Raw genomic sequence first — 22,059 nt, forward strand, 5'->3', positions numbered from 1 at the left:
GAACAGCGTGTGTGGGGGGTACCGAACGGGGGCCTCTGGGCGTGACCACTCATCCTTCGCGAGAGGAGCCCCAGTGCGCATCCGATCCGTTCTGGCCGCCGTCGTCCTGACCGCCGCCGTCACCGCCGCCGGTGCGGCCACGGCCCACGCCGGCGACGACGGCCCCGGCCACCACAACGGCAAGCACCACATCCCGTGCAGCCCGTACTTCGGTGAGCTCGAAGCCGAGACCGCCGGGATCGAGTGGGGCGGCGCCGTCTGCTACAGGGGCGTCTTCGACCTCTGAGCCGACGGCTGACTGACGGCAGCGGGTCCCCCTCGCCCTGTGCGGAGGGGACCCGCCGCGTGTTTCCGGGTTCAGCTCACGCCGACAGCGGGAACTCCTCGCCCAGCGCGTGGAACACCGCGTTGTTCATCGCGTACGCCCGCTGGCACTCCGCCACGATCCGCTGCCGTTCCAGCTCGTCGCCGGGCAGCGCGTCCAGCAGCTCCCAGTAATCCCGCTTGAAGGCGGCCGGGTTGGGGATCTGCTCGAACACGTAGAACCGGACGCCGTCGCCCTTCTTCGGGAAACCCCACGTCCTCTCGGCCGTGTCGCGGATGATCTGCCCGCCGGAGAGGTCACCGAGGTAGCGGGTGTAGTGGTGGGCGACGTAGCCGGCCGGCCAGGTACGGGCGCATTCGGAGATCCGCCGCGCGTACTCCAGGGTGGCGGGCAGCGCGCTGACGGCCGATCGCCAGCCGGGGCCGCGCAGGTACTCCAGGTCCTGCTCCAGCGAGGCCGTCCGGAACAGCTCCGGGCGGACGAAGGGGCCGGCCACCGGGTCCCCGGCCAGGCGCTCGGCACCGGACTCCAGGGCCCCGTACACGAACCACAGCTGCTCCGTGTAGCGGGCGAACGCGTCGACCCCCAGTTTGTGCCCCAGCAGGTCGCCCATGAACGTCGAGCCCCTGACCTCCTCGTGCTGCTCGCGAGAAGCGGTCCGCAGGAGTGTCGAGAAGGATTCCATGGGCACATCCTCTGCAGTAAGGCTTACCTAAGTCAAGAGATTTGCCGACGCCCTGTCGGTAAAAGCGTACAAGAGAAAGCCCGCCTTGGCGGGGCGGGCTCGGTGATCGGGATCGGCGATCGGTGATCAGGGCAGCGTCAGGATCTCCGCGCCCGTCTCCGTCACCACCAGCGTGTGCTCGAACTGGGCCGTCCGCTTCCGGTCCTTCGTCACGACCGTCCAGCCGTCGTCCCACATGTCGTACTCGTGCGTCCCGAGCGTCAGCATCGGCTCGATCGTGAACGTCATCCCGGGCTGGATGACCGTCGTCGCGTGCGGGCTGTCGTAGTGCGGGATGATCAGGCCCGAGTGGAACGAGCTGTTGATGCCGTGGCCGGTGAAGTCCCGGACCACCCCGTAGCCGAAGCGCTTGGCGTACGACTCGATGACCCGGCCGATGATGTTGATCTGGCGGCCCGGCTTGACCGCCTTGATCGCCCGGTCGAGGGACTCCCGGGTCCGCTCCACCAGCAGCCGCGACTCCTCGTCGACGTCACCGACCAGGTAGGTCGCGTTGTTGTCGCCGTGCACACCGCCGATGTACGCCGTCACGTCGAGGTTGACGATGTCGCCGTCGCGCAGGACCGTCGAGTCCGGGATGCCGTGGCAGATGACCTCGTTGACCGAGGTGCACAGGGACTTCGGGAAGCCCCGGTAGCCGAGCGTCGAGGGATAGGCGCCGTGGTCGCACATGTACTCGTGCGCCACCCTGTCCAGCTCGTCCGTGGTCACCCCGGGGGCGATCAGCTTCGCGGCCTCCGCCATCGCCCGGGCGGCGATCCGGCCGGCGGTCCGCATCGCCTCGATCGTCTCGGGCGTCTGCACCTCCGGTCCGGTGTACGGCGTCGGCGCGGGCTTGCCGACGTACTCGGGGCGGCGGATGTTTCCGGGCACGGGGCGGGTGGGGGACAGCTCCCCCGGTACGAGCAGCGACTGGCCAGACATGCCAGCGAGTCTAACCAGCGGCCATGGGGGAACATGACGGTGGCGAGAGGAGCTGGTCATGGCCCTGTTCAAGAAGCGGACGGTCGGCAAGCCGGGCGAGTGGTACTACTGCCTGGAGCACAAGAAGGTCGAGGAGGGGCCGGAGTGCCCCAACAAGGACCGGTTCGGACCGTACGCCTCCCGCACGGAAGCCGAACGCGCGATGGAGACCGCCCGCGCACGCAACCTCCAGTGGGAGAACGACCCCAAGTGGCACGACGCCCCGGCGGGCGGCCGGAACGACGAGTAGGCGCATCCCTGCGGCTGCGCGCCGGTCGCGCAGCCGCACCACCGGCACAGCCGGCCCAGGAGATGTCCCTACCAGCGCGCCGGTGGAGGGGCCGTCAGGTGCTCCGCCAGTCTCGCCACCCTGTCCCGGAAGCGGCGCCGGCCGCGCGGAGTCGGCAGGGCGTTCTCCCCGGCCGCCGCGCTGACCAGGTGCTGGACCGTGTCCAGGTCCAGCTCCGAGCCGTCGGGTACGGCCAGGGTCTCGTGGGCCATCGCCGCCAGTTCCCCCTCACCGGGGCCGAGTGACAGCACCGTCGCCCCGGCGCGCCGGGCGTCGGACACCCGTTCCAGGAGGGGTGGGGCAGGCCCCTCGGGGGACACCACCAGCAGCGTCTCGCCCCGCCGGGCCGCCTCCAGCCGGCCGAGGCCGACCGCCAGGTGCGCCGGATCCGAGGGGCGCGCGTCGTGCCGTACCAGCGTCGGGGCCAGCTCCGGCGTACCCGACCACGCCGCCTCGTCCACCAGGTGCGCCGCCAGGTGCCACGGCTCGTACTCCGGTGTGCCGACGAGCAGCATCCCGCCGCCGTGCGACACCACCGACCCCCGCAGCGCACCGGCGAACCGCCGCGTGGCGCCCAGCCACTCCGTCCCGGCGAGCACTTCCCGCAGCAGCGCGACCCGTACGGCATCCATACGACCGCATCCTGCCCCGACCGGTCACTCGTGATGTGGAATTCACCACGCATTCGCCCGGCTTGGGCAGGAGGACCGGTCATCCGTACCCGCGTCGAACGCCCGGAGGAACCCGCCGATGACCGAGACCAGCGTCCCCTTCCGCGCCGGCCTGGAGGGGTACGCCAGCTTCCGCATCCCCGCCGTCGTCGCCACCGTTCCCCACTCCCGGCTCCGCTCGAGCGGGGGCACCCCCATCGGCACCCTGCTCGCCTTCTGCGAGGGCCGTGTCGGCTCCCGGGACGACTTCGGGAACATCGACGTCGTACTCAAACGCTCCACGGACGGCGGCCGCACCTGGGGCCCGCTCCTGGTCGCCGCCAAGAACGGCGACGCCCTCGCCGGCAACCCGGCCCCCGTCGTCCTCGACACCGGCCGCGTGCTCCTGGTGCACGTACGCAACGCCGCCCCCGCCACCGAGGACGCCATCCGGCGCGGCAAGGTGAGCGCGGCCGACGGACGCCGGGTCTGGGTGCAGCACAGCGACGACGACGGCCTCACCTGGTCCGCGCCGAGGGAGATCACCCAGCAGGCCAAGAAGCCGCACTGGCGCTGGTACGCCACCACCCCCGGCCACGCCCTCCAGCTGAGCACCGGCCGGGTCGTCGTCCCCGCCAACCACTCCCTGCCGCCCACCGGCACGGACAACGGCACGGAGGGCAGGTACAACGGTGGCCACTGCCTGCTCAGCGACGACCGGGGCGCCACCTGGCGGATCGGCTACGTCGACGACAACACCGACGGCTACATCAACGCCAACGAGACCACCGCCGCCGAACTCCCCGACGGCCGCGTGTACTTCAACACCCGCAACGACTCCCCGTCACCGGGCACCCGAGCCGACGCACACTCGGCCGACGGCGGGCAGACCCTGGTGAAACCCTTCCGTCCGCAGGCGGGCCTGGCCGCTCCCGTGTGCCAGGCGAGCGTGCTCCAGCTCCGCGACCCCGACGTGCTCCTCTGCTCCGGCCCCGCCGACCCGGGCTTCCGCGCTCTGATGACGATCCGCGCCTCCGCCGACGGCGGCACCACCTGGCGCCCGGCCCACACCGTGGACGGACTGCCCGCCGCGTACTCCGACCTCGTGCGCGTCGACGCGGACACCGTGGGTCTGCTGTACGAGACCGGCGACTTCAGCGCCTACGAGACCATCACCTTCCGCCGGGTGCCGGTGACGGAGCTGACCTGAGCCGATGACCGCGCCGGACGTAGAGTCTGGGCCATGACCTCTACCGACAGTGCTGCCACCGACAACGCCCAGAAGGCCCCCGCCAAGGACCCCTGGGACCTGCCCGACGTCTCCGGACTCGTCGTCGGAGTGCTCGGCGGGACCGGGCCGCAGGGCAAGGGTCTCGCCTACCGGCTCGCCAAGGCCGGGCAAAAGGTGATCATCGGCTCGCGGGCGGCCGACCGCGCCCAGGCCGCCGCGGAGGAACTCGGACACGGCGTCGAGGGCGCCGACAACGCCGAGACCGCGCGCCGCAGCGACATCGTGATCGTCGCCGTGCCGTGGGACGGCCACGGCAAGACCCTCGAATCCCTGCGCGAGGAGCTGGCCGGCAAGCTCGTCGTCGACTGCGTCAACCCGCTCGGCTTCGACAAGAAGGGCGCCTACGCGCTCAAGCCCGAGGAGGGCAGCGCCGCCGAGCAGGCCGCCGCCCTGCTGCCGGACTCCCGGGTCACGGCCGCCTTCCACCACCTGTCGGCCGTGCTGCTCCAGGACCCGGAGATCGACGAGATCGACACCGACGTGATGGTGCTCGGCGAGGTCCGTGCCGACGTGGAGATCGTGCAGGCCCTCGCCGGGCGCATCCCCGGCATGCGCGGCATCTTCGCCGGGCGGCTGCGCAACGCCCACCAGGTGGAGTCGCTGGTGGCGAACCTGATCTCCGTGAACCGCCGGTACAAGGCGCACGCGGGACTCCGCGTCACGGACGTGTGACGGCATGGGGGACACTGGACGGCACAGCAGTGCCCGCAGTGTCCCCCGACAGGAGTCGACCCGATGCCCCGCCTCGCCCTCTACGCCCTGATCGTCTGCGTCCTCGCCGTGGCCGCGGCCGTGGTGTCCTTCACGCGGGGCAGCTTCCTGGGGATCGTCTGGGTGCTGCTGGCCGGCCTGTCGTCCAACATGTGCTGGTACTACGTCAAGCGCGGCAAGCAGCAGAAGTCCGTCACGGGCTGACCCGTCAGGGAGCGGCCGAGCAGAACTCGTTCGACCCCTGCCAGAAGCGGTACAGCTCCTGACCGCAGTACGTCTCGAAGTCACTGATCCCGAGCGACTTCAGCAGCGAGTCGACCACGTCGAAGAACACGCCGTTCACCGCCGGCAGCCACAGCAGCGCGAACACGAACAGCAGGCCGAACGGCGCGAACGGCTCCACCTGCCGCCGGATGTTGTACGACAGCCAGGGCTCGATGACGCCGTAGCCGTCCAGGCCCGGGACCGGCAGGAAGTTCAGCAGCGCGGCCGTCACCTGGAGCAGCGCGAGGAAGGCCAGGGCGAACCGGAAGTCGCTCGGCACGCCGTCCAGCGCGTCCAGCCAGAACGGGGCCGTGCAGACGATGGCGAACAGCACGTTCGTCAGCGGGCCGGCGGCCGAGATCAGGCTGTGCTTCCACCGCCCCTGGATCCGCCCCCGCTCGATGAACACCGCCCCGCCGGGCAGCCCGATCCCGCCCATGATCACGAAGATCACCGGCAGGACGATGCTGAGCAGCGCGTGCGTGTACTTCAGCGGGTTCAGCGTGAGGTAGCCCTTCGCGCCGACCGAGATGTCGCCGCTGTGCAGGGCGGTGCGCGCGTGCGCGTACTCGTGCAGACACAGCGAGACGATCCAGGCCGCCGTCACGAAGAGGAACACGGCGACGCCGGGCTGCTGCGCGAACCCGGTCCAGGTCGCCCACCCCGTGACCGCCGTCACGGCCAGAATCCCGACGAAGACGGGACTGATCCGCCGCTCACTGTGGCGGCTGGTGGCGGTGGTCATGGGACTCCCTGCACTCTCGAACACGCGATGGGACGCCCGACGGTACCGGGCGCAGGGGGAGAACGTCTCGCGCGGTGCGGTCGGTTCCGGGGGTGCGGGGGCATCGGGCGGCCCCCCCCGCCCGCCGCGCCGCCGAACTCCGTGACCGGCTCTCGGCATACCGGGGACAATGGTCCCCGTGCGCTACCGCATCCTCGGCACCACGCAGGCGCTCCGCACCGACGGCACGGTCGTTCCGGTGGGCGGGGCGCGGCTGCGTGCGCTGCTGACCGTGCTGGCCCTGCGGGCCGGTCATACCGTGCCCGTGGGGCTGCTCGTCGACGAGGTGTGGGGCGGTGAGCCGCCCGCCGACGCCCCGGGGGCGCTCCAGGCGCTGGTCGGGCGGTTGCGGCGGGCGCTCGGGGCCGAGGCGGTCGCCTCCGCCGAGGGCGGGTACCGGCTCACGGCCGCGCCCGACGACGTCGACCTGCACCGGTTCGAGCGGCTGGCCGGTGAGGGACTGCGGGCCCTGGCCGACGGCGACCCCGCCAAGGCGGCCGTGGTCCTGGACGACGCCCTCGCCCTGTGGCGCGGCCCGGCCCTCGCCGACCTGCCCGACCGCGCCGCCGAGGCGGCCCGCCGGGACACCCGCCGCCTGGACGTGCTGCGCGCCCGCCACAGCGCCGCCCTCGCCCTCGGCCAGGCCGAGCAGTCCCTGCCGGAACTGACCGCCCTGTGCGACAGCCACCCCCTGGACGAGCCCCTCCAGACGCTGCGCCTGCGCGCCCTGCGCGACGCCGGCCGCACGGCGGAGGCGCTGGACGCGTACGAGGACGTGCGGCGGCTGCTCGCCGACCGGCTCGGGGCCGACCCGGGGCCGGAACTGCGTTCCCTGCACGCGGAGTTGCTGAAGCTGGGCGACGACAGCCCCGTGCCCGCCGCGGACGCCCCGGCCGTCGGCAACCTGCGCGCCCGGCTCACCTCCTTCATCGGCCGCGAGAGCGACCTCGAGACCATCCGGCGCGATCTCACCGCCGCCCGCCTGGTGACGCTGCTCGGACCCGGCGGCGCAGGCAAGACACGGCTGTCCCAGGAGGCCGCGGAGACCGTACGGCATGCCATGCCGGGCGGCGTGTGGCTGGCCGAGCTCGCCCCGGTCGACGACCCCGCCGCCGTACCGGAGGCCGTGCTCACCGCCGTCGGCGCCCGCGAGACCGTGCTGTACGGCGCCGGTGCCGAAGGTATCCGGGCCGCCGTCGGCGACCGGCTCGACGATCCCGTCGAGCGGCTCGCCGAACACTGCTCCAGGCCCGGCATGCTGCTGATCCTCGACAACTGCGAACACGTCGCCGAGGCCGCCGCCCGGCTCGCCGAGGAACTGCTGGAGCGCTGCCCCGGCCTGACCGTCCTCGCCACCAGCCGTGAACCCCTCGGCGTGCCGGGGGAGTCGCTGCGGCCCGTGGAGCCGCTGCCCGAGCCGGTCGCGCTGCGGCTGCTCGCCGACCGGGGCGCGGCGGCCCGGCCCGGCTTCCGGACCGAGGACGACCCCGAGGCGTGCGCGGAGATCTGCCGGCGCCTCGACGGCCTGCCGCTGGCCATCGAACTGGCCGCCGCCCGGCTGCGGATGCTGACGCCACGCCAGATCGCCGACCGGCTCGACGACCGCTTCCGTCTCCTCACCTCCGGCAGCCGTACCGTCCTGCCCCGCCAGCAGACCCTCAGAGCCGTCGTCGACTGGTCCTGGGACCTGCTCGACGAGGACGAACGGGACGTCCTGCGGCGGCTGTCGGTGTTCGCCGGTGGCTGCGACCTGCCCGCCGCCGAGGCGGTGTGCGGACCGGTCGCCCTGGAGGCGCTCGGCTCCCTCGTCGACCGCTCCCTGGTCGTGGCCACGCCGCCCGGCGAGGCGGGCGACGGCGAGATGCGCTACCGGCTGCTGGAGACCGTCGCCGAGTACGCCGCAGAGCGGCTGGACGAGTCCGGGCAGCGCGCCGGCGCCGAGCGCGCCCACCTGACGTACTACCGCGAACTCGCCCGCACCACCGACCCGTTGCTGCGGGGCCCGGGCCAGCTGGCCGCGATCCGCCGGCTGGAGCGGGAGTACGAGAACCTGCGCACCGCCCTGCGCCGTGCCGTCGCCCTGCGCGACGAGCAGGAGGCGCTGTGCCTGACGCTGTCCCTCGTCTGGTACTGGCAGATGCGCGACCTGCGCATCGAGGCCCGCAACTGGTGCCGCGAGGTCATGGCCCTCGGCCCCGACCCCTTCACCGAGCCCGTCCGCCCCGCCGCCCCGGTGTGGCAGCGCTGCACCGACGCCCCGCCCCCGATGGCCGGCGAGGTCCTGTGGGAGGCCCGGCGCGGTGTCCACCTGGCCCATCTCGCCTGCATGGACACCGAACTGGACGCCTGGCAGAACCCGCGCTCCCAGCAGAAGCTGCGGAACATCTCCCTGACCTACGAGGCCGGCCTCCCGCAGAACTGCCGGCTCCCCGGCCTGCTCTGGTTCTTCGCCGTGATGCTGACCGGCGACATGGACCGGCTGCGCGTCATCATGGACGCGGCCATCCGCACCTGCCGCGAGACCCCCGGCTTCGACTGGGAGCTGGCCTCCGGCCTCCAGATGCGGGCCAACTTCCTCGCCAACCGCATCGACTGGGCCGGCGACGCCGCCCGCGACGCCGACGAGTCGCTGGCGATCTACCAGCGCCTCGGTGACGCCTGGGGCACCGCCGAGGCCCTCTCCGCCCGCGCCGAGGCCCATGAACGCAAGGGCGACTACACCCTGGCCGCCGCCGACTACGAGGCGGCCATCGCGCACGCCGAACGGGTCGGCGCCCGCGCCCAGTCGGCCGTCCTCGCCGCCCGGCTGGGCAGCGCGCTGCTGGAGGCGGGCGAGGGCGAGCGCGGCGAGCGGCTGCTGCGCGAGGTGATCGCCCAGCGCGGGGACTCGCACAGCGAGGCCATGCCCGCCGCCCGCCTGTTCCTGGCCGGCTGGCTCGGCATGACGGGCCGCGTCCCCGAGGCGCGCGAGCAACTGCGGCGGCTGCGCCAGGACTTCCGTATCGCGCACTTCATCGTCTTCGACGCGTTCATCCTCGGCGCGGAGGCCTGGCTGGACGCCATGGAAGGGCGTCACCAGGCATGCCTGGACCTGATCCGCAGGGCGATGGAGCGGGCCGCCGATCCGCTCTCGGTGGCCATCACACCCCATATGCGCGCGGTGTACCTGACCATCGCCGCCGGGTCCCTGGCCGCCCTCGACGGCGGGCACCGCGCCCGGGACGCGGCCCGCTTCCTCGGCGCCGCCGACGCCCTGCTGCCGTCCGGGCACGTCGCCGCGCGGCAGGAGCGCGAGGCACGCGAGCAGGCGGAGCGGCGGGCGCGGGCGGTGCTCGGCGGCCCGGCGTACGAGTCCGCGTACGCGGAAGGCGGCGGCCTCTCCCCCGAGGAGGCCGCCGCCCTGCTCTGACGCGGATCCGCCCCGCCGGTTCAGCTCTTCGTGCGGAACTTGTGGATCGCGACCGGCGCCATCACGGCCGTGATCGCCACCGACCAGCCGAGCGTCACCCACAGGTCGTGCGCGACCGGCCCGCCCACCATCAGCCCGCGCGCGGCGTCCGCCAGCGTCGACAGCGGGTTGTAGTCGGTGAACGCCTGCAACCAGCCCGGCATCGACGTCGTCGGCGCGAAGATCGACGAGCCGAACTGGAGCGGGAACAGCACCAGGAAGCCCATCGCCTGCACGGACTGCGCGTTCTTCAGGATCACGCCCAGGGTGAGGAACACCCACATGATCGACGAGGCGAACGCCGTGGACAGGGCCACCGTCGCGAAGAGCCCCGGCCAGTTGGTGATCTCGAACCCGACCGCGACGGCCACGATCATCAGCACGGCGGTCGCGAACAGCATCCGCAGCAGCTCCACCGAGATCTTCGCGAACAGCACCGAACCGCGCCCGATCGGCATGGACCGGAAGCGGTCCATGACACCGGAGTTGAAGTCCTGGCTGAAGCCGGTGCCGACGCCCTGGGACAGCGTCATGCTCATCATCGCGATCATGCCGGGGATCACGTACTGCACGTACCGGTCCTGCCCGCCCCCCAGCGCCTGCCCGATCGAGCCGCCGAAGACGAACACGAACAGCAGGGTGAAGATGACCGGCATGAACAGCGCGTCGGCCATCGACTCCGGGTCCTTGCGGATCCACAGCAGGTTGCGGCGGATCAGGGCACCGGTGTGGCGCAGGTGGCCGCGCAGCGAGATGCGGGCGTCCGCCTCGGCGTCGTGGATGGTGACGGCGCTCATACGGCGGCCTCCTGAAGGTCTTCGGCGGGCACGGCGTCCTGCGGGGCACTGGCGCGGTGGCCGGTGAGGGACAGGAACACCTCGTCCAGGCTGGGGAGTTCGGTGGTGATGGAGGAGAGGGTGACGCCGCGCGCGGTGACCGCGCCGACCACGGCGGTCAGTTGCTCGTCGCTGAGGATCGGCACGAGGACGTCACCCCGGTCGGTGTCCACGGTCGTGGTGGCGAGCCCGGTGATCCCCAGGTCGTCCAGCGCGGCGGCGAGGGGCCGCAGCTGCATCTGATCGGCCGGGCGGATCCGCAGCGCCCGGCCGCCGACCTTCGCCTTCAGCTCCTCGATGGCGCCGCCCGCGATGACCTGGCCGCGGTCGACGACCGTCAGCTCGGAGGCGAGTTGCTCGGCCTCCTCCATGTACTGGGTGGTGAGCAGCACGGTGACTCCGTCGCCGACCATGCGCTTCACCTCGTCCCACACCTCGTTGCGGGTGCGCGGGTCGAGCCCGGTGGTCGGCTCGTCCAGGAAGAGCACGGCCGGCCGCCCGATCATCGAAGCGGCCAGGTCCAGCCGCCGCCGCATCCCCCCGGAGTACGTCGCCGCGGGCCGCTTGGCCGCCTCGGTCAGCGAGAAGCGCTCCAGCAACTCGTCGGCCCGGCCGCGGGCGTCCTTGCGGGGCAGGTCGAGCAGCCGCCCGATCATGTACAGGTTCTCCCAGCCGGAGAGCTTCTCGTCCACGGAGGCGTACTGCCCCGTGAGCCCTATCACCCGCCGCAGGTGCCGCGGCTGCCGTACGACGTCGTAGCCGGCCACGGTCGCCTGCCCCGAGTCGGATTTCAGCAGGGTGGACAGGATCCGCACCAGGGTGGTCTTCCCGGCCCCGTTCGGCCCGAGCACCCCCATCACGGTGCCCTCCCGCACGTCCAGGTCGACCCCGTCCAGCGCCTTGGTCTCGCCATAGTGCTTCACCAGCCCCCGCACGGTGACAGCGGCGCCGCCGGTGTTCTTGTCGATTCGCGTCATGGCACAGACGGTGTCAGCTCCCACCGACAAACCACCGACAGACTGCCGACAGCCCTTGTCGGTGGTCCGGCAAGGGGACAGCCCGTCGACGGGGGAAGATCGACGGGCTGTCGTGGTACCGCTATGGCTCCAGTGGGGCACCCCTGTGGCTCCAGTGGGGTACTCCTATGGCTCTAGTGGACGGAGTGCTCCTCCAGCGGGAACGTTCCGCCGACCACGTCCTCCGCGAACGCCTTCGCCGCGTTCCCCATGACCTCACGCAGATTCGCGTACTGCTTCACGAACTTCGGTACGCGCCCGCCGGTCAGACCCAGCATGTCCGTCCAGACCAGCACCTGCGCGTCCGTCTCGGACCCGGCGCCGATCCCGACGGTCGGAATGTGCAGCACCCGCGTCACCTCGGCCGCCAGCTCCGCCGGAACCAGCTCCAGCACCACGGCGAACGCACCCGCGTCCTGCACGGCCTTGGCGTCCCGCAGCAGCTGCTGGGCCGCCTCCTCGCCCCGCCCCTGCACGCGGTAGCCCATCGAGTTGACGGACTGGGGGGTCAGGCCGATGTGCGCCATGACCGGGATGCCGGACTCGACGAGCAGCCGGATCTGCTCGTGCGACCGCTCGCCCCCCTCCAGCTTCACGGCCTGCACGCCCGCCTCCTTCACCAGCCGGGTCGCCGAGCGCAGCGCCTGCACCGGACCCTCCTGGTAGGAGCCGAAGGGCAGGTCGCCGACGATCAGGGCGCGCGAGGTGCCCCGTACGACCGCCGCCGACAGCATGGTCATCTCGTCGAGGGTGACGGGCACGGTCGTCTCGTACCCGAGGTGGCAGTTGCCCGCCGAGTCGCCGACGAGCATGACCGGGATCCCGGCCTCGTCGAAGACCGACGCGGTCATCGCGTCGTAGGCGGTGAGCATGGGCCACTTCTCGCCGCGCTCCTTGGCGGCGGCGATGTCCCGCACGGTGATGCGGCGGGTGCCCTTGCCCCCGTACAGCGTCTTGCCGCCGTCGGAGGACTTCGTCTGAGCAGTCTGGGCAGCCGGAAGCTGCGTCATTGCACGGCTCCTAACACGTCATCTCGAGGCGCCCTGACGGCGTCCCCGGACCACGTCCATGGTGGCACCTCGTGTCATCCAGGGCTAGGGGAGCCCCTGTGAGTTCCGCCGGGTGCCGTGAAACACGGCGCACGTAAGGGCTCGGTAAAAGTATTCCAATACGAGACGGTCTCGTATCGAAATGGCTCTAGGCTCGGCGGTATGACTACTCCTGCCGACCGTGCCGCCCCCACCGGCCCTCGCATACCGGAAGCGGTGCACCGGCGCCGATGGGCGATCCTCGGCGTGCTGATGCTCAGCCTGCTGATCGTCGTCCTCGACAACTCGATCCTGAACGTCGCCATCAAGACGATCTCCACTCCCGCCCCGACCGGCCTGGGGGCCACGCAGAGCGAGCTGGAGTGGGCGATCAACGCCTACACCCTCGTCTTCGCGGGCCTGCTGTTCAGCGCCGGTCTGCTGGGGGACCGGCTGGGCCGCAAGAAGGTGCTGCTCGGCGGGCTCGCGGTGTTCGGCATCGGCTCCGCGCTCGCCGCCTTCTCCGGCTCCCCGGGCGAGCTCATCACCTACCGGGCCGTCATGGGCCTCGGCGCCGCGTTCGTCATGCCGGCCACGCTCGCCGTCCTCATGAACGTCTTCGAGCGCGAGGAGCAGCCGAAGGCCATCGGCATCTGGGCGGGCGGCGTCGGCCTCGCCATCGCCATCGGCCCGATCACCGGCGGCGTGCTCCTCGACCACTTCTGGTGGGGCTCGGTCTTCCTCGTCAACGTGCCCATCGTGCTGCTCGCGCTCGCGCTGATGCTGTGGCTGGTGCCCGACTCCCGCGACCCCAGCCCCGGCCGCCTCGACCCCGTCGGCGTCGTGCTGTCCGTCGTCGGCCTGGTGCTGCTCGTCTACGGCATCATCAAGGGCGGCCAGCTCGCCGACTTCACCGACGCCACGGTGCTGGCCACGATCGGCGCGGGGCTCGCCGTGCTCGTCGCCTTCGTGCTGTTCGAGAAGCGCACCGACCACCCGTCCATCGACGTCACGTACTTCAAGAGCAAGGTCTTCTCGGCCGCCGTCGCCGCCATCGCGCTGGTCTTCTTCGCGCTGATGGGGGTGACCTTCTTCTCGGTCTTCTACGCGCAGAGCGTGCGCGCCTACTCTCCGTTCCAGACCGGTCTGCTGATGCTGCCGCTGGCCGCCGGCCAGCTGATCTTCGCGCCGCGCGCGCGGCTGCTGGTCGACCGCTTCGGCAACAAGGCCACCACGACCGCCGGAATGCTGGTCATCGCCGCGATGCTGGCCGCCTTCGCCACGCTGGACGCCGACACGCCCATCTGGATCCTGGAAGTGATCTTCTTCCTGATGGGCACCGGCATGGCGCACGTCATGACGCCGGTCAGCGTCGTCATCATGCAGGCCCTGCCCCGCGAGAAGGCAGGCTCGGCCTCCGCGCTCAGCAACACCTTCCGGCAGGTCGGCGGCGCCCTGGGCATCGCCGTTCTGGGCTCGGTGCTGTCCGCGGCCTACCGCACCGGCATCGAGGACAAGCTCGACCGACTGCCGCCGGCCGTACGGCACACCGCGGGGGAGTCCATCGAGGCCACCCTCGGCGTCGCCGCGAAGCTGGGCCCGCGGGGCGAGGCCCTGGTCACCCCGGCCTACGACGCGTTCCTGCACGCGATGCACGTCACCGCCCTGTGGGGAGCGGGGGTCGCACTGATCGGCGCGGCCGTCGCGGCGCTGTTCCTGCCCGGCAGGCGGCCTGAGCCGCAGCAGGGGGAGGAGGAAAAGGAGTTGTCGGACGCGCGGTCCTAGGTCTCGGACGCGCGGTAGATCTCGGACGCGGTCGAAGATCTCGGACGCGCGGTCGTAGACCCTGCGGGAGAATCATCCTCACCCTGCCCAGGAAAGGACCCAGCGACGTGAGTCTCGCCGAACGGCACCCCCGGCCAGACGGCCCCCCGAGGGGCCGCCCCAGAAGCGAGGCCGTGGAGCGCGCCATCATCGACGGCGTGATGGGCCTGCTGGAGGAGGGCGTACCCCTCGCGGAGCTGTCCATCGAGCGGATCGCCCGCACCGCCGGCGTCGGCAAGGCCACCATCTACCGCCGTTGGAGCGGCAAGGAGGAACTCTTCGCCGACGTCCTGCGTGCCACCGAACCCCCCGGGCCCCCGCTCCCCGGCACCTCCACGCGCGACGACCTCGTGGCCCTGCTGGAACAGGCGCGCCGGCGCGGCCTGGCCAAGCGCTCGTCGGCGATCCTGACCAACGTGCACGCCCAGATGAAGAGCAGCCCGAAGATCTGGGCGGCGTACGAGGCCGCCGTCCTCGCACCGCGCCGCCGGCTGGGCCTGGAGATCCTGCGCCGGGGGCAGGAGAACGGCGAACTGCGCACGGACGTCGACATCGAACTTCTGAGCGACATGTTCATCGGCCCCGTGCTCGTGCGCTCCGTCCTGCGCCCGGACGCCGATCTCCCCGACGACCTCGCCGCCCAGGTCGTCGACACACTCCTCGAAGGCCTACGACCCGTCAGTTCCGCAGCTCACAGCTCCTAGTGTGCGCGTTTCGTCACAGACGGCGCTTACTCCGGGTCCGATCGGAACTCGTCCCACGGGCTCGAACGTCCTCGCCCCCGTACGGCCGTCGAAGGACGGCGGGAACGGAACGGATCATCCCCTAGGGTCGTAGACACGGGGGCGATGGTGTGCACGGCAGGCAGTGAGGCGACGGTATGGCGCAGCAGCAGGCGTACATGACGGAGACGGCAGACGGCGGCTCGGGGCCCGAGCCCCGGGGAGACCGGCTTCGGCGCCTGTTCGGCCGGTTGCTCGGCGACTGGCGCGGGGACCGGCAGGTCTGGCGGCGCGGAATCGTGGTGGCCGCGTGCGCGGTGCTGCTGGCCGTCGTCATGCTGCTGCACTCGCGGATCCCGAACACGATCGGCAACCTGGGCAGCCTCGTCGAGACGTTCCTGCCCTGGCTCGGCCTCTTCATCCCGGTGCTGCTCCTCGTCGCCGTGGTCCGCAAGTCCGCGACCGCCCTGATCGCGGTGCTGCTGCCGGCCGTGGTCTGGCTGAACCTCTTCGGCGGCCAGGTCAGCGACAAGACCGCCACCGGCGGCGACCTCACCGTGGCCACGCACAACGTCAACGCGGACAACCCCGACCCGGCCGGTACCGCCCGTGACGTGGCCGCCTCCGGCGCGGACGTGGTGGCCCTGGAGGAGCTGACGGCGGGCGCGGTCCCGACGTACGAGCGGGCGCTGGACTCGACGTACCCGTACCACTCCGTGCAGGGCACGGTCGGGCTGTGGAGCAAGTACCCGCTGACCGGCGTGGGGGCCGTCGACATCGACCTGGGCTGGACGCGGGCCATGCGCGCCACCGTGACCGCCCCGGCCGGGCAGGTCGCCGTCTACGTCGCCCATCTGCCGTCCGTACGCGTGAAGATGGAGGCCGGGTTCACGGCCCGGCAGCGCGACCGGAGCGCCGACTTCCTGGGCGAGGCCATCGCCCACGAGCCGCTGGAGAACGTCGTACTGCTCGGCGACCTGAACGGCACGATGAACGACCGCGCGCTCAACGCCGTCACCTCGCAGATGCGCTCCACGCAGGGTGCCGCCGGCAACGGCTTCGGGTTCAGCTGGCCGGCGTCGTTCCCGATGGCGCGCATCGACCAGATCATGGTCAGGGGCCTGAAGCCGGAGAGCTCGTGGACCCTCCCGCAGACGGCCAGTGACCATCTGCCCGTCGCGGCCCGTGTGAGTGTCACCACAGGCGGCTGAGGAAAACCCCAGCTCAGGGCCAGTCCGTCAGGAGTGGGCAACCGCGGCTTCACTTCGCGGAGGCCTCGCGGAATAGTCGGCCTGCGAGACTTTGTTCCGTACTTGAACATACGAAGTCACGAAGTACGAACACCGCAAGTCTCGAAAGGCTCCCTCATGCCCCTGGCCCTGCTCGCCCTCGCCGTGGGCGCCTTCGGCATCGGTACGACCGAGTTCGTGATGATGGGGCTGCTGCCCGATGTCGCGAACGACCTGAACATCTCGATACCCAGCGCCGGCCACCTGGTGTCGGCGTACGCGCTGGGCGTCGTCATCGGCGCCCCCCTGCTGGCCGCGGTCACCGCCCGGATGTCCCGCCGTACGGTCCTGATCGGGCTGATGGGGCTGTTCGTCGCGGGCAACGCGCTGTCGGCCCTGGCTCCCGACAACGGCTGGCTGCTGGCGGCCCGCTTCCTGAGCGGTCTGCCGCACGGCGCCTTCTTCGGCGTCGGCGCCGTCGTCGCGACGAACATGGTCGCCCCCGAACGCAAGGCGCGCTCGGTCTCCCTGATGTTCCTCGGCCTGACGGTCGCGAACGTCGTGGGTGTGCCCGTCGCGACCCTCATGGGCCAGCAGCTCGGCTGGCGGGCGACCTTCCTCGGCGTCAGCGCCATCGGCCTGGCGGCGATCGCCGCGCTCGCGTTCCTGATCCCGCACGACCACGAACACGCCACCGCGAAGGGCCTGCGCGGCGAACTGGCCGCCCTGCGCTCCGTCCCGGTCTGGCTGTCGCTCGGCACGACGGTCGCGGGCTTCGGCGCCCTCTTCGCGGCCTACAGCTACATCACGCCCATGCTCACGGACGCCGCCGGGTACGCCGGAGCCAGCGTGACCCTGCTGCTGGCCCTGTTCGGTGTCGGCGCGACCGCCGGCAACCTGCTGGGCGGCCGCCTGGCCGACCACTCCCTGCGGGGCACGCTGTTCGGCGGCCTGGGCGCGCTGGTGGCGGTACTGGCGCTGTTCCCGCTGCTGATGCGCACGGAAATCACCGCCGCCGTCGCCGTGATCCTGCTCGGCATGGCGGCCTTCGCCACCGGCTCCCCGCTCCAGTTGATGGTCATGGACAAGGCCGCGTCGGCCCCGTCCCTGGCCTCCTCCGCCAACCAGGCCGCCTTCAACCTGGCCAACGCCGGCGGCGCCTGGATCGGCGGCCTCGCCCTGGCCGCGGGCTTCGGGGTCACCTCCCCGGCCCTGGCCGGCGCGGCCCTGGCCGTGCTCGGCCTCGGCGTCGCGTCGCTGGCGTACGCGGTGGACCGGCGCACCGCGCCGGCCGGCGGTCGCGAGCGGGTCGTGGCGAGCCACGTCCCGCAGGAAGCGGAAGCGGTGCGCCGCTGACCGAGGTCGGTACGCCGGCGCTGTGACTCGGGCAGCGGTCCGCGGGTGGGTACCCGCGGACCGCCGCCCTGTGCGTACGGCAACCGAGAGGGCGCGGCAGGCAGGTCTCTCACGCCGGTCCGGGTCAGGTCCGCATCTCGGTGCGTGCCACGGGCGTCACCCCCGCCGACTGGTACCTGCGCTCAGGGATGCTGAAGGAGATGACGTCCCTGCGCGTCGACGAGGTGGGCGAGGGCGTCACGGCACCTCCATCGGAGACGCGGTCTTCGGCTTCGTCCCCCTGGCCCGACTGGGCGGGGCCTCCGCCCAGTACGCGGTGCTGGAGGCATGGGCTCCCAAGCCCCGGGCTGACTTCCTCGACGGACTCGGTGTCACCCCGGTCACCTGCGGTCCCGGCCTGGCCGACCGCGTCGCCCCACTCGCTCCCGCGGCGTCGACGTCGTGCTCGACGCCGCGGGCAAAGGCTCCCTCCCCGACCTGGTGGCCATCGCCGGAGACCCCCACCGCGTCGTGACCATCGCCGACTTCGACGCCGCCCGCCACGGAGTGCGGCTCTCCCGCTCCGGCGTGGGCGAGCCCGGCTGGTCAGGGCTGCCGCACGCCGCGTCCCTCGCCGACGAAGGCCGCCTCACCGTCCCGGTGCACCGGGTGTTCCCGCTGAGGGACATCGCCGCGGCGCACGAGGAGAGCGCCACCGGTCATGCGCGCGGCAAGGTCGTCGTCACTGTGCCGTGAGACACGGGACCTGTCCCATGCCCGCGAGGGGCCTCGTCAGACCGACTCCCGCCACCCGTTCGTGATCGGCAGGCGGCGGTCCTTGCCGAAGCCCTTCGCCGAGATCTTCGTGCCCGGCGGGTACTGCCGTCGCTTGTACTCGGCCGTGTCGACCATGCGCAGGGTCTTCATGACCAGCGCCCGGTCGTAACCGGCCGCGACGATCTCGTCGGCGCCCCGGTCCCGGTCGACGTAGAGCTCCAGGATCGCGTCCAGCACCGGGTAGTCGGGGAGCGAGTCCGTGTCGACCTGGCCCGGGCGGAGTTCCGCGCTCGGGGGCTTGGTGATGGAGTTCTCGGGGATCGGCGGGGTCTGGCCGCGTTCCACGGCGGCCCGGTTGCGCCACTCGCCCAGGCGGAAGATCGACGTCTTGTAGACGTCCTTGATGGGGCCGTAGGCGCCCACCGAGTCGCCGTAGAGCGTGGAGTAGCCGACGGCCAGTTCCGACTTGTTGCCGGGGGCCAGGACGATGTGGCCCTCCTGGTTGGAGATGGCCATGAGCAGCGTGCCGCGCAGGCGCGACTGGAGGTTCTCCTCGGCCAGGCCCGACAGGCCCAGGGAGCCCATGTACGCGTCGAACATCGGCTCGATGGCGACCGTGCGGTAGTTCAGGCCGGTGCGGCGGGCCAGTTCCGCCGCGTCGTCCTTGGAGTGGTCCGAGGAGTACTTCGACGGCATCGACACGCCGTACACGTTCTGCGCGCCCACCGCGTCGCACGCGATCGCCGCGACCAGTGACGAGTCGATGCCCCCCGACAGGCCGATCAGGACGGACTTGAAGCCGTTCTTCGCGACGTACGCCCGCAGGCCCACCACCAGCGCCGAGTAGACCTCCTCGTCGTCGTCCAGGCGGTCCGCGTAGCCACCGGTGAGCTCGGGCTCGTACGGCGCCAGGGGCTTCTCCGACAGCACCACCCGGTCGATGCGCAGGCCGTCGTCCACCACGCCCGTCGGCGCGTCCGCCGACGCCGCCGGCAGGTCCAGGTCCAGGACGACGCAGCCCTCGGCGAACTGCGGCGCCCGCGCCACGACCTCGCCGTCCCTGTCCACGACGATCGAGTCGCCGTCGAACACCAGCTCGTCCTGGCCGCCGATCATGGCGAGGTAGGCCGTGGTGCAGCCGGCCTCCTGGGCCCGCTTGCGGACCAGCTCCAGGCGGGTGTCGTCCTTGTTGCGCTCGTAGGGCGAGGCGTTGATCGAGACCAGCAGGCCCGCCTGCGCCGAGCGCGCCGCGGGGACACGGCCGCCGTCCTGCCAGAGGTCCTCGCAGATGGCCAGGGCGACATCGACGTCGTGGACGCGCAGGACCGGCATGCTGTCGCCGGGCACGAAGTAGCGGAACTCGTCGAAGACGCCGTAGTTCGGCAGGTGGTGCTTGGCGAAGTTCAGGACGACCTCGCCGCCGTACAGCACCGCGCCCGCGTTCTGCGGCGCGCCGGCCGGCTGGCCGTACTTCGGCTGGGCGGTCGCGCAGCGGTCGAGGTAGCCGACGATCACCGGCAGCTCGCCGAAGCCCTCGTCGGCCAGGCGGACGGCAAGGCTCCGCAGCGCCGCCCGGGAGGCCTCCACGAAGGACGACCTGAGGGCCAGGTCCTCGACGGGATACCCGGTCAGCGCCATCTCGGGAAACGCCACGAGATGCGCTCCCTGCTCGGCGGAGTGCCGGGTCCAGCGGACGATCGACTCGGCGTTCTGGGCGAGGTCGCCGACGCTCGAGTCGATCTGGTTCAGGGCGAGACGTAGTTGAGGCACGGGCCCAGTGTAATCGTCAGAGCGACGCAATGGGGTGGTGTGGGTCACCCCACACCACCCCTGTCCCCTTGCGGAGGTCAGCCGTCGGAAGTCAGCGGCGCCTGTACGACTCGACGTACCCGCTCGCGGGCGTGCCCACGCCGGTGACGTCGTCGTAGCCCTTCACGGCCGAGAGCGAGCTGTCCTTGCCCAGGCTGCGCACGGACGTGGCCAGGCCGCCCGTGGCGTCGTAGCCGTTCACGAAGTCGACGCGGGCCACGGCCAGGCCGGAGCCCGTCGGGTCGTCGGTGACGTCGTGGTAGGCCTTCGAGCCTGCCTTGGCGTAGATCGCCGGGTTGGCGAAGCCGATCGGCGTGCCGCCGCGGGCCTCCTGGGCCAGCGCCTGGATGGCGGCGATGGTCGGCGCCGCGAGCGAGGTGCCGCCGATCCGGTACTCGCTGTACGCCTGCGTCTTCCCGTCGGGCAGGGTCTGCGTCTGGCCGACCAGGAAGCCGGTGTTCGGGTCGGCGATCGCCGCGATGTCCGGGACGACGCGGTTGCCGTCCGCGCTGTTGGCCTTCGCCAGCGCGTCCGGTACGACGCCCTGCTGATAGGAGGGCTCCGCCACCGTCCTGCTGGTGCCGCCGCCCGCGCCGGAGGTGAAGGCGCCGGGGAAGTCCGTCCAGCTCTTGCCGTCGGCCGACAGGTTCGCCTTGTCGGTGCCCCAGCCGGTCTCCCACAGGTACGTGTCGTTCTTGCCGACGGCCAGTGAGGTGCCGCCGACGGCGGTCACCCACGCCGAGTTGGCCGGGGAGTCGACCTGCTTCGTGCCGGAGGCGGCAACCTCGTCGCCGTTGTCGCCGGAGGAGAAGTAGAAGCCGATGCCCTCGACCGCGCCCAGCTGGAAGACCTGGTCGTAGGCGGCCGCGAGGTCGGGCGTCTGCGCCGCTTCCACCTCGCCCCAGGAGTTGGAGACGATGTCGGCCAGGTGGTGGTCGACGACCTTGCCGAGCGCGTCGAGCAGGTCGCTGTCGTTGCAGGAGGCCGCGCCCACGTAGGGACGTCCGAGGCCGGCGCCACCGCGTGCACGGCCTCGACGTCCAGGGTCTCCTCGCCGTACCAGCCGGACGCCGAGCAGGCCTTGGTGTCCGTGTACTTCCCGGGCAGCACCTGGTGGAGCTGCCCGCTCTTCCAGGCCGCGTCGCCGTGCTTGCCGGCGTAGGTGGCCGCGTCGTGGGCGATCGTCGGCGAGGCGTACGCGTCCGTGATGGCGACCCGGACACCCTTGCCGGTGCGGGTGCCCGCGCCGTAGGCGGCCCGCAACTGCTTGCCGGTGTAGCCCTTGACCGCGTACGGGATCTTCGTGCTGTACGCGTCCGGCAGCGTGCTCGCGGTGTTCGAGCCGTAGTACGAGGAGAACGGCCCGGCGTTGCGGAACACGGTGTCCGGCGGCGGCAGCCGGTCGTCGTGCGTGACCATGTGCGGGGCGTTGTCGAGGCCGGTGGCGGTCAGTACGGCGTCGGCCAGGCTCGCCGGCACGGAGGCGGTGCTCGCCGGGGCGCGGTAGGTCTTCGAGCCCTCGGCGAAGTCGTGCAGCTGGGTGCCGAACGCCTTCTCGGCGGCGGCCACGTCACCGGTGACGGAGACGTAGTGCGCCGTGACGCCGGTGACCTTCAGGCCGGCGGCCGTCAGCCAAAACTTCACGGCGGCCACCTGGGCCTCGGTCGCGCCGAAGCGGGCCTGTGCCTGCTTGGCGGTCAGGTACTTGCCGTACGAGGCCGACGCCGGGTCGGAGACGGCCTTGGCGTACGCGGCGAGGCCGGCCGCGTCGCGGCCCCGGAGATAGACCCGGGCCGACACCCCGGCACCGTCGGAGGTGGCGCCCTCGTCGGCCCTGGCCGTGGCCCACGCGGGCTTGGTCCCGGCGAGCAGGTCGCGGAGCGGATGGTCGGCGGCGTGGGCCGCGGGTATGCCGAGCGCCAGCGCGCCGACGAGCATCGGCAGTGTCGCCGCCATGCTCACTCCGGCGCGCACCCTGGCGCGATTGGATCTCATGGAACCCCCAGTGCGGTT

At 71.9% G+C, this 22,059-nt stretch carries 18 protein-coding genes and 2 pseudogenes; 11 read left to right on the forward strand and 9 right to left on the reverse strand.

The features are described 5' to 3' along the window. Positions 1–73 precede the first annotated feature (73 nt). Positions 74–286: a hypothetical protein gene (locus QC385_RS35500; RefSeq protein ID WP_279545493.1), complete on the forward strand. Its 213-nt coding sequence runs from the start codon at positions 74–76 to the stop codon at positions 284–286. A 76-nt stretch (positions 287–362) separates the two neighbouring features. Here the strand turns inward: QC385_RS35500 and QC385_RS35505 are convergent, their stop codons facing one another. After that, complete coding sequence (locus tag QC385_RS35505) at positions 363–1,010, reverse strand: biliverdin-producing heme oxygenase (RefSeq protein ID WP_279545494.1); 648 nt, start codon at positions 1,008–1,010, stop codon at positions 363–365. Positions 1,011–1,136: 126 nt separating this feature from the next. After that, positions 1,137–1,994 carry a type I methionyl aminopeptidase gene (gene map, locus QC385_RS35510; protein ID WP_279545495.1) on the reverse strand — a complete coding sequence of 286 codons (858 nt, stop codon included), beginning with the start codon at positions 1,992–1,994 and terminating at the stop codon, positions 1,137–1,139. Positions 1,995–2,052: 58 nt separating this feature from the next. Here map and QC385_RS35515 point away from each other — a divergent pair, with 58 nt between their 5' ends. Next, entirely contained in the window at positions 2,053–2,283 is a 231-nt protein-coding gene (locus QC385_RS35515; RefSeq protein WP_279545496.1) for a hypothetical protein, read from the forward strand. A 68-nt stretch (positions 2,284–2,351) separates the two neighbouring features. Here QC385_RS35515 and QC385_RS35520 read toward each other — a convergent pair whose 3' ends face one another. Beyond that, positions 2,352–2,954 carry a hypothetical protein gene (locus QC385_RS35520; RefSeq protein ID WP_279545497.1) on the reverse strand — a complete coding sequence of 201 codons (603 nt, stop codon included), beginning with the start codon at positions 2,952–2,954 and terminating at the stop codon, positions 2,352–2,354. Between the two features lie 118 nt (positions 2,955–3,072). Here QC385_RS35520 and QC385_RS35525 point away from each other — a divergent pair, with 118 nt between their 5' ends. From QC385_RS35525 to QC385_RS35535, 3 genes are all read left to right on the forward strand, one after another. After that, positions 3,073–4,182 carry a sialidase family protein gene (locus QC385_RS35525; RefSeq protein WP_279545498.1) on the forward strand — a complete coding sequence of 370 codons (1,110 nt, stop codon included), beginning with the start codon at positions 3,073–3,075 and terminating at the stop codon, positions 4,180–4,182. A 33-nt stretch (positions 4,183–4,215) separates the two neighbouring features. Continuing rightward, the gene (gene npdG, locus QC385_RS35530; RefSeq protein WP_020269687.1) at positions 4,216–4,935 is read left to right on the forward strand and encodes an NADPH-dependent F420 reductase; all 720 of its coding nucleotides are present in this window, start codon (positions 4,216–4,218) and stop codon (positions 4,933–4,935) included. Between the two features lie 63 nt (positions 4,936–4,998). Then, positions 4,999–5,178, forward strand: a complete 180-nt coding sequence (locus tag QC385_RS35535) for a hypothetical protein (protein WP_279545499.1) — start codon at positions 4,999–5,001, stop codon at positions 5,176–5,178. Between the two features lie 4 nt (positions 5,179–5,182). On the opposite strand, the gene QC385_RS35540 is transcribed toward QC385_RS35535, so the two are convergent. Next, positions 5,183–5,983 carry a site-2 protease family protein gene (locus tag QC385_RS35540; RefSeq protein WP_279545500.1) on the reverse strand — a complete coding sequence of 267 codons (801 nt, stop codon included), beginning with the start codon at positions 5,981–5,983 and terminating at the stop codon, positions 5,183–5,185. Positions 5,984–6,152: 169 nt separating this feature from the next. Here QC385_RS35540 and QC385_RS35545 point away from each other — a divergent pair, with 169 nt between their 5' ends. Next, positions 6,153–9,431 (forward strand): BTAD domain-containing putative transcriptional regulator, encoded by a 3,279-nt coding sequence (locus QC385_RS35545; protein ID WP_279545501.1) that lies wholly within the window; start codon positions 6,153–6,155, stop codon positions 9,429–9,431. 20 nt (positions 9,432–9,451) lie between these two features. On the opposite strand, the gene QC385_RS35550 is transcribed toward QC385_RS35545, so the two are convergent. From QC385_RS35550 to panB, 3 genes are all read right to left on the reverse strand, one after another. Then, positions 9,452–10,267 (reverse strand): ABC transporter permease, encoded by an 816-nt coding sequence (locus tag QC385_RS35550; RefSeq protein WP_279545502.1) that lies wholly within the window; start codon positions 10,265–10,267, stop codon positions 9,452–9,454. Beyond that, a complete protein-coding gene (locus QC385_RS35555; RefSeq protein WP_279545503.1) occupies positions 10,264–11,283 on the reverse strand; it encodes an ATP-binding cassette domain-containing protein in 1,020 nt (339 codons plus the stop codon). Before QC385_RS35555 ends, QC385_RS35550 begins: the two co-directional genes overlap by 4 nt. Positions 11,284–11,456: 173 nt before the next feature. Beyond that, positions 11,457–12,332, reverse strand: a complete 876-nt coding sequence (gene panB / locus QC385_RS35560) for a 3-methyl-2-oxobutanoate hydroxymethyltransferase (RefSeq protein WP_279545504.1) — start codon at positions 12,330–12,332, stop codon at positions 11,457–11,459. 201 nt (positions 12,333–12,533) lie between these two features. Here panB and QC385_RS35565 point away from each other — a divergent pair, with 201 nt between their 5' ends. The 5 genes and pseudogenes from QC385_RS35565 to QC385_RS44360 form a co-directional block, all read left to right on the forward strand. Continuing rightward, complete coding sequence (locus QC385_RS35565) at positions 12,534–14,135, forward strand: MFS transporter (RefSeq protein ID WP_279545505.1); 1,602 nt, start codon at positions 12,534–12,536, stop codon at positions 14,133–14,135. Between the two features lie 107 nt (positions 14,136–14,242). Then, positions 14,243–14,878 (forward strand): TetR/AcrR family transcriptional regulator, encoded by a 636-nt coding sequence (locus tag QC385_RS35570; RefSeq protein ID WP_279545506.1) that lies wholly within the window; start codon positions 14,243–14,245, stop codon positions 14,876–14,878. 176 nt (positions 14,879–15,054) lie between these two features. Continuing rightward, entirely contained in the window at positions 15,055–16,107 is a 1,053-nt protein-coding gene (locus QC385_RS35575) for an endonuclease/exonuclease/phosphatase family protein (protein ID WP_279545507.1), read from the forward strand. A 156-nt stretch (positions 16,108–16,263) separates the two neighbouring features. After that, complete coding sequence (locus QC385_RS35580; RefSeq protein WP_279545508.1) at positions 16,264–17,481, forward strand: MFS transporter; 1,218 nt, start codon at positions 16,264–16,266, stop codon at positions 17,479–17,481. 110 nt (positions 17,482–17,591) lie between these two features. Further along, a pseudogene (locus tag QC385_RS44360) lies at positions 17,592–18,216 on the forward strand (zinc-binding dehydrogenase); the annotation flags it as partial. A 36-nt stretch (positions 18,217–18,252) separates the two neighbouring features. Here QC385_RS44360 and QC385_RS35590 read toward each other — a convergent pair. Then, positions 18,253–20,007: an NAD+ synthase gene (locus QC385_RS35590; RefSeq protein ID WP_279545510.1), complete on the reverse strand. Its 1,755-nt coding sequence runs from the start codon at positions 20,005–20,007 to the stop codon at positions 18,253–18,255. 91 nt (positions 20,008–20,098) lie between these two features. Next, positions 20,099–22,041 (reverse strand): annotated as a pseudogene (locus QC385_RS35595) (S53 family peptidase). Positions 22,042–22,059: the final 18 nt, after the last annotated feature.

Origin of the sequence: Streptomyces sp. DH10, from assembly GCF_029813805.1 — a bacterium.
Lineage (GTDB): Bacteria > Actinomycetota > Actinomycetes > Streptomycetales > Streptomycetaceae > Streptomyces > Streptomyces coeruleofuscus.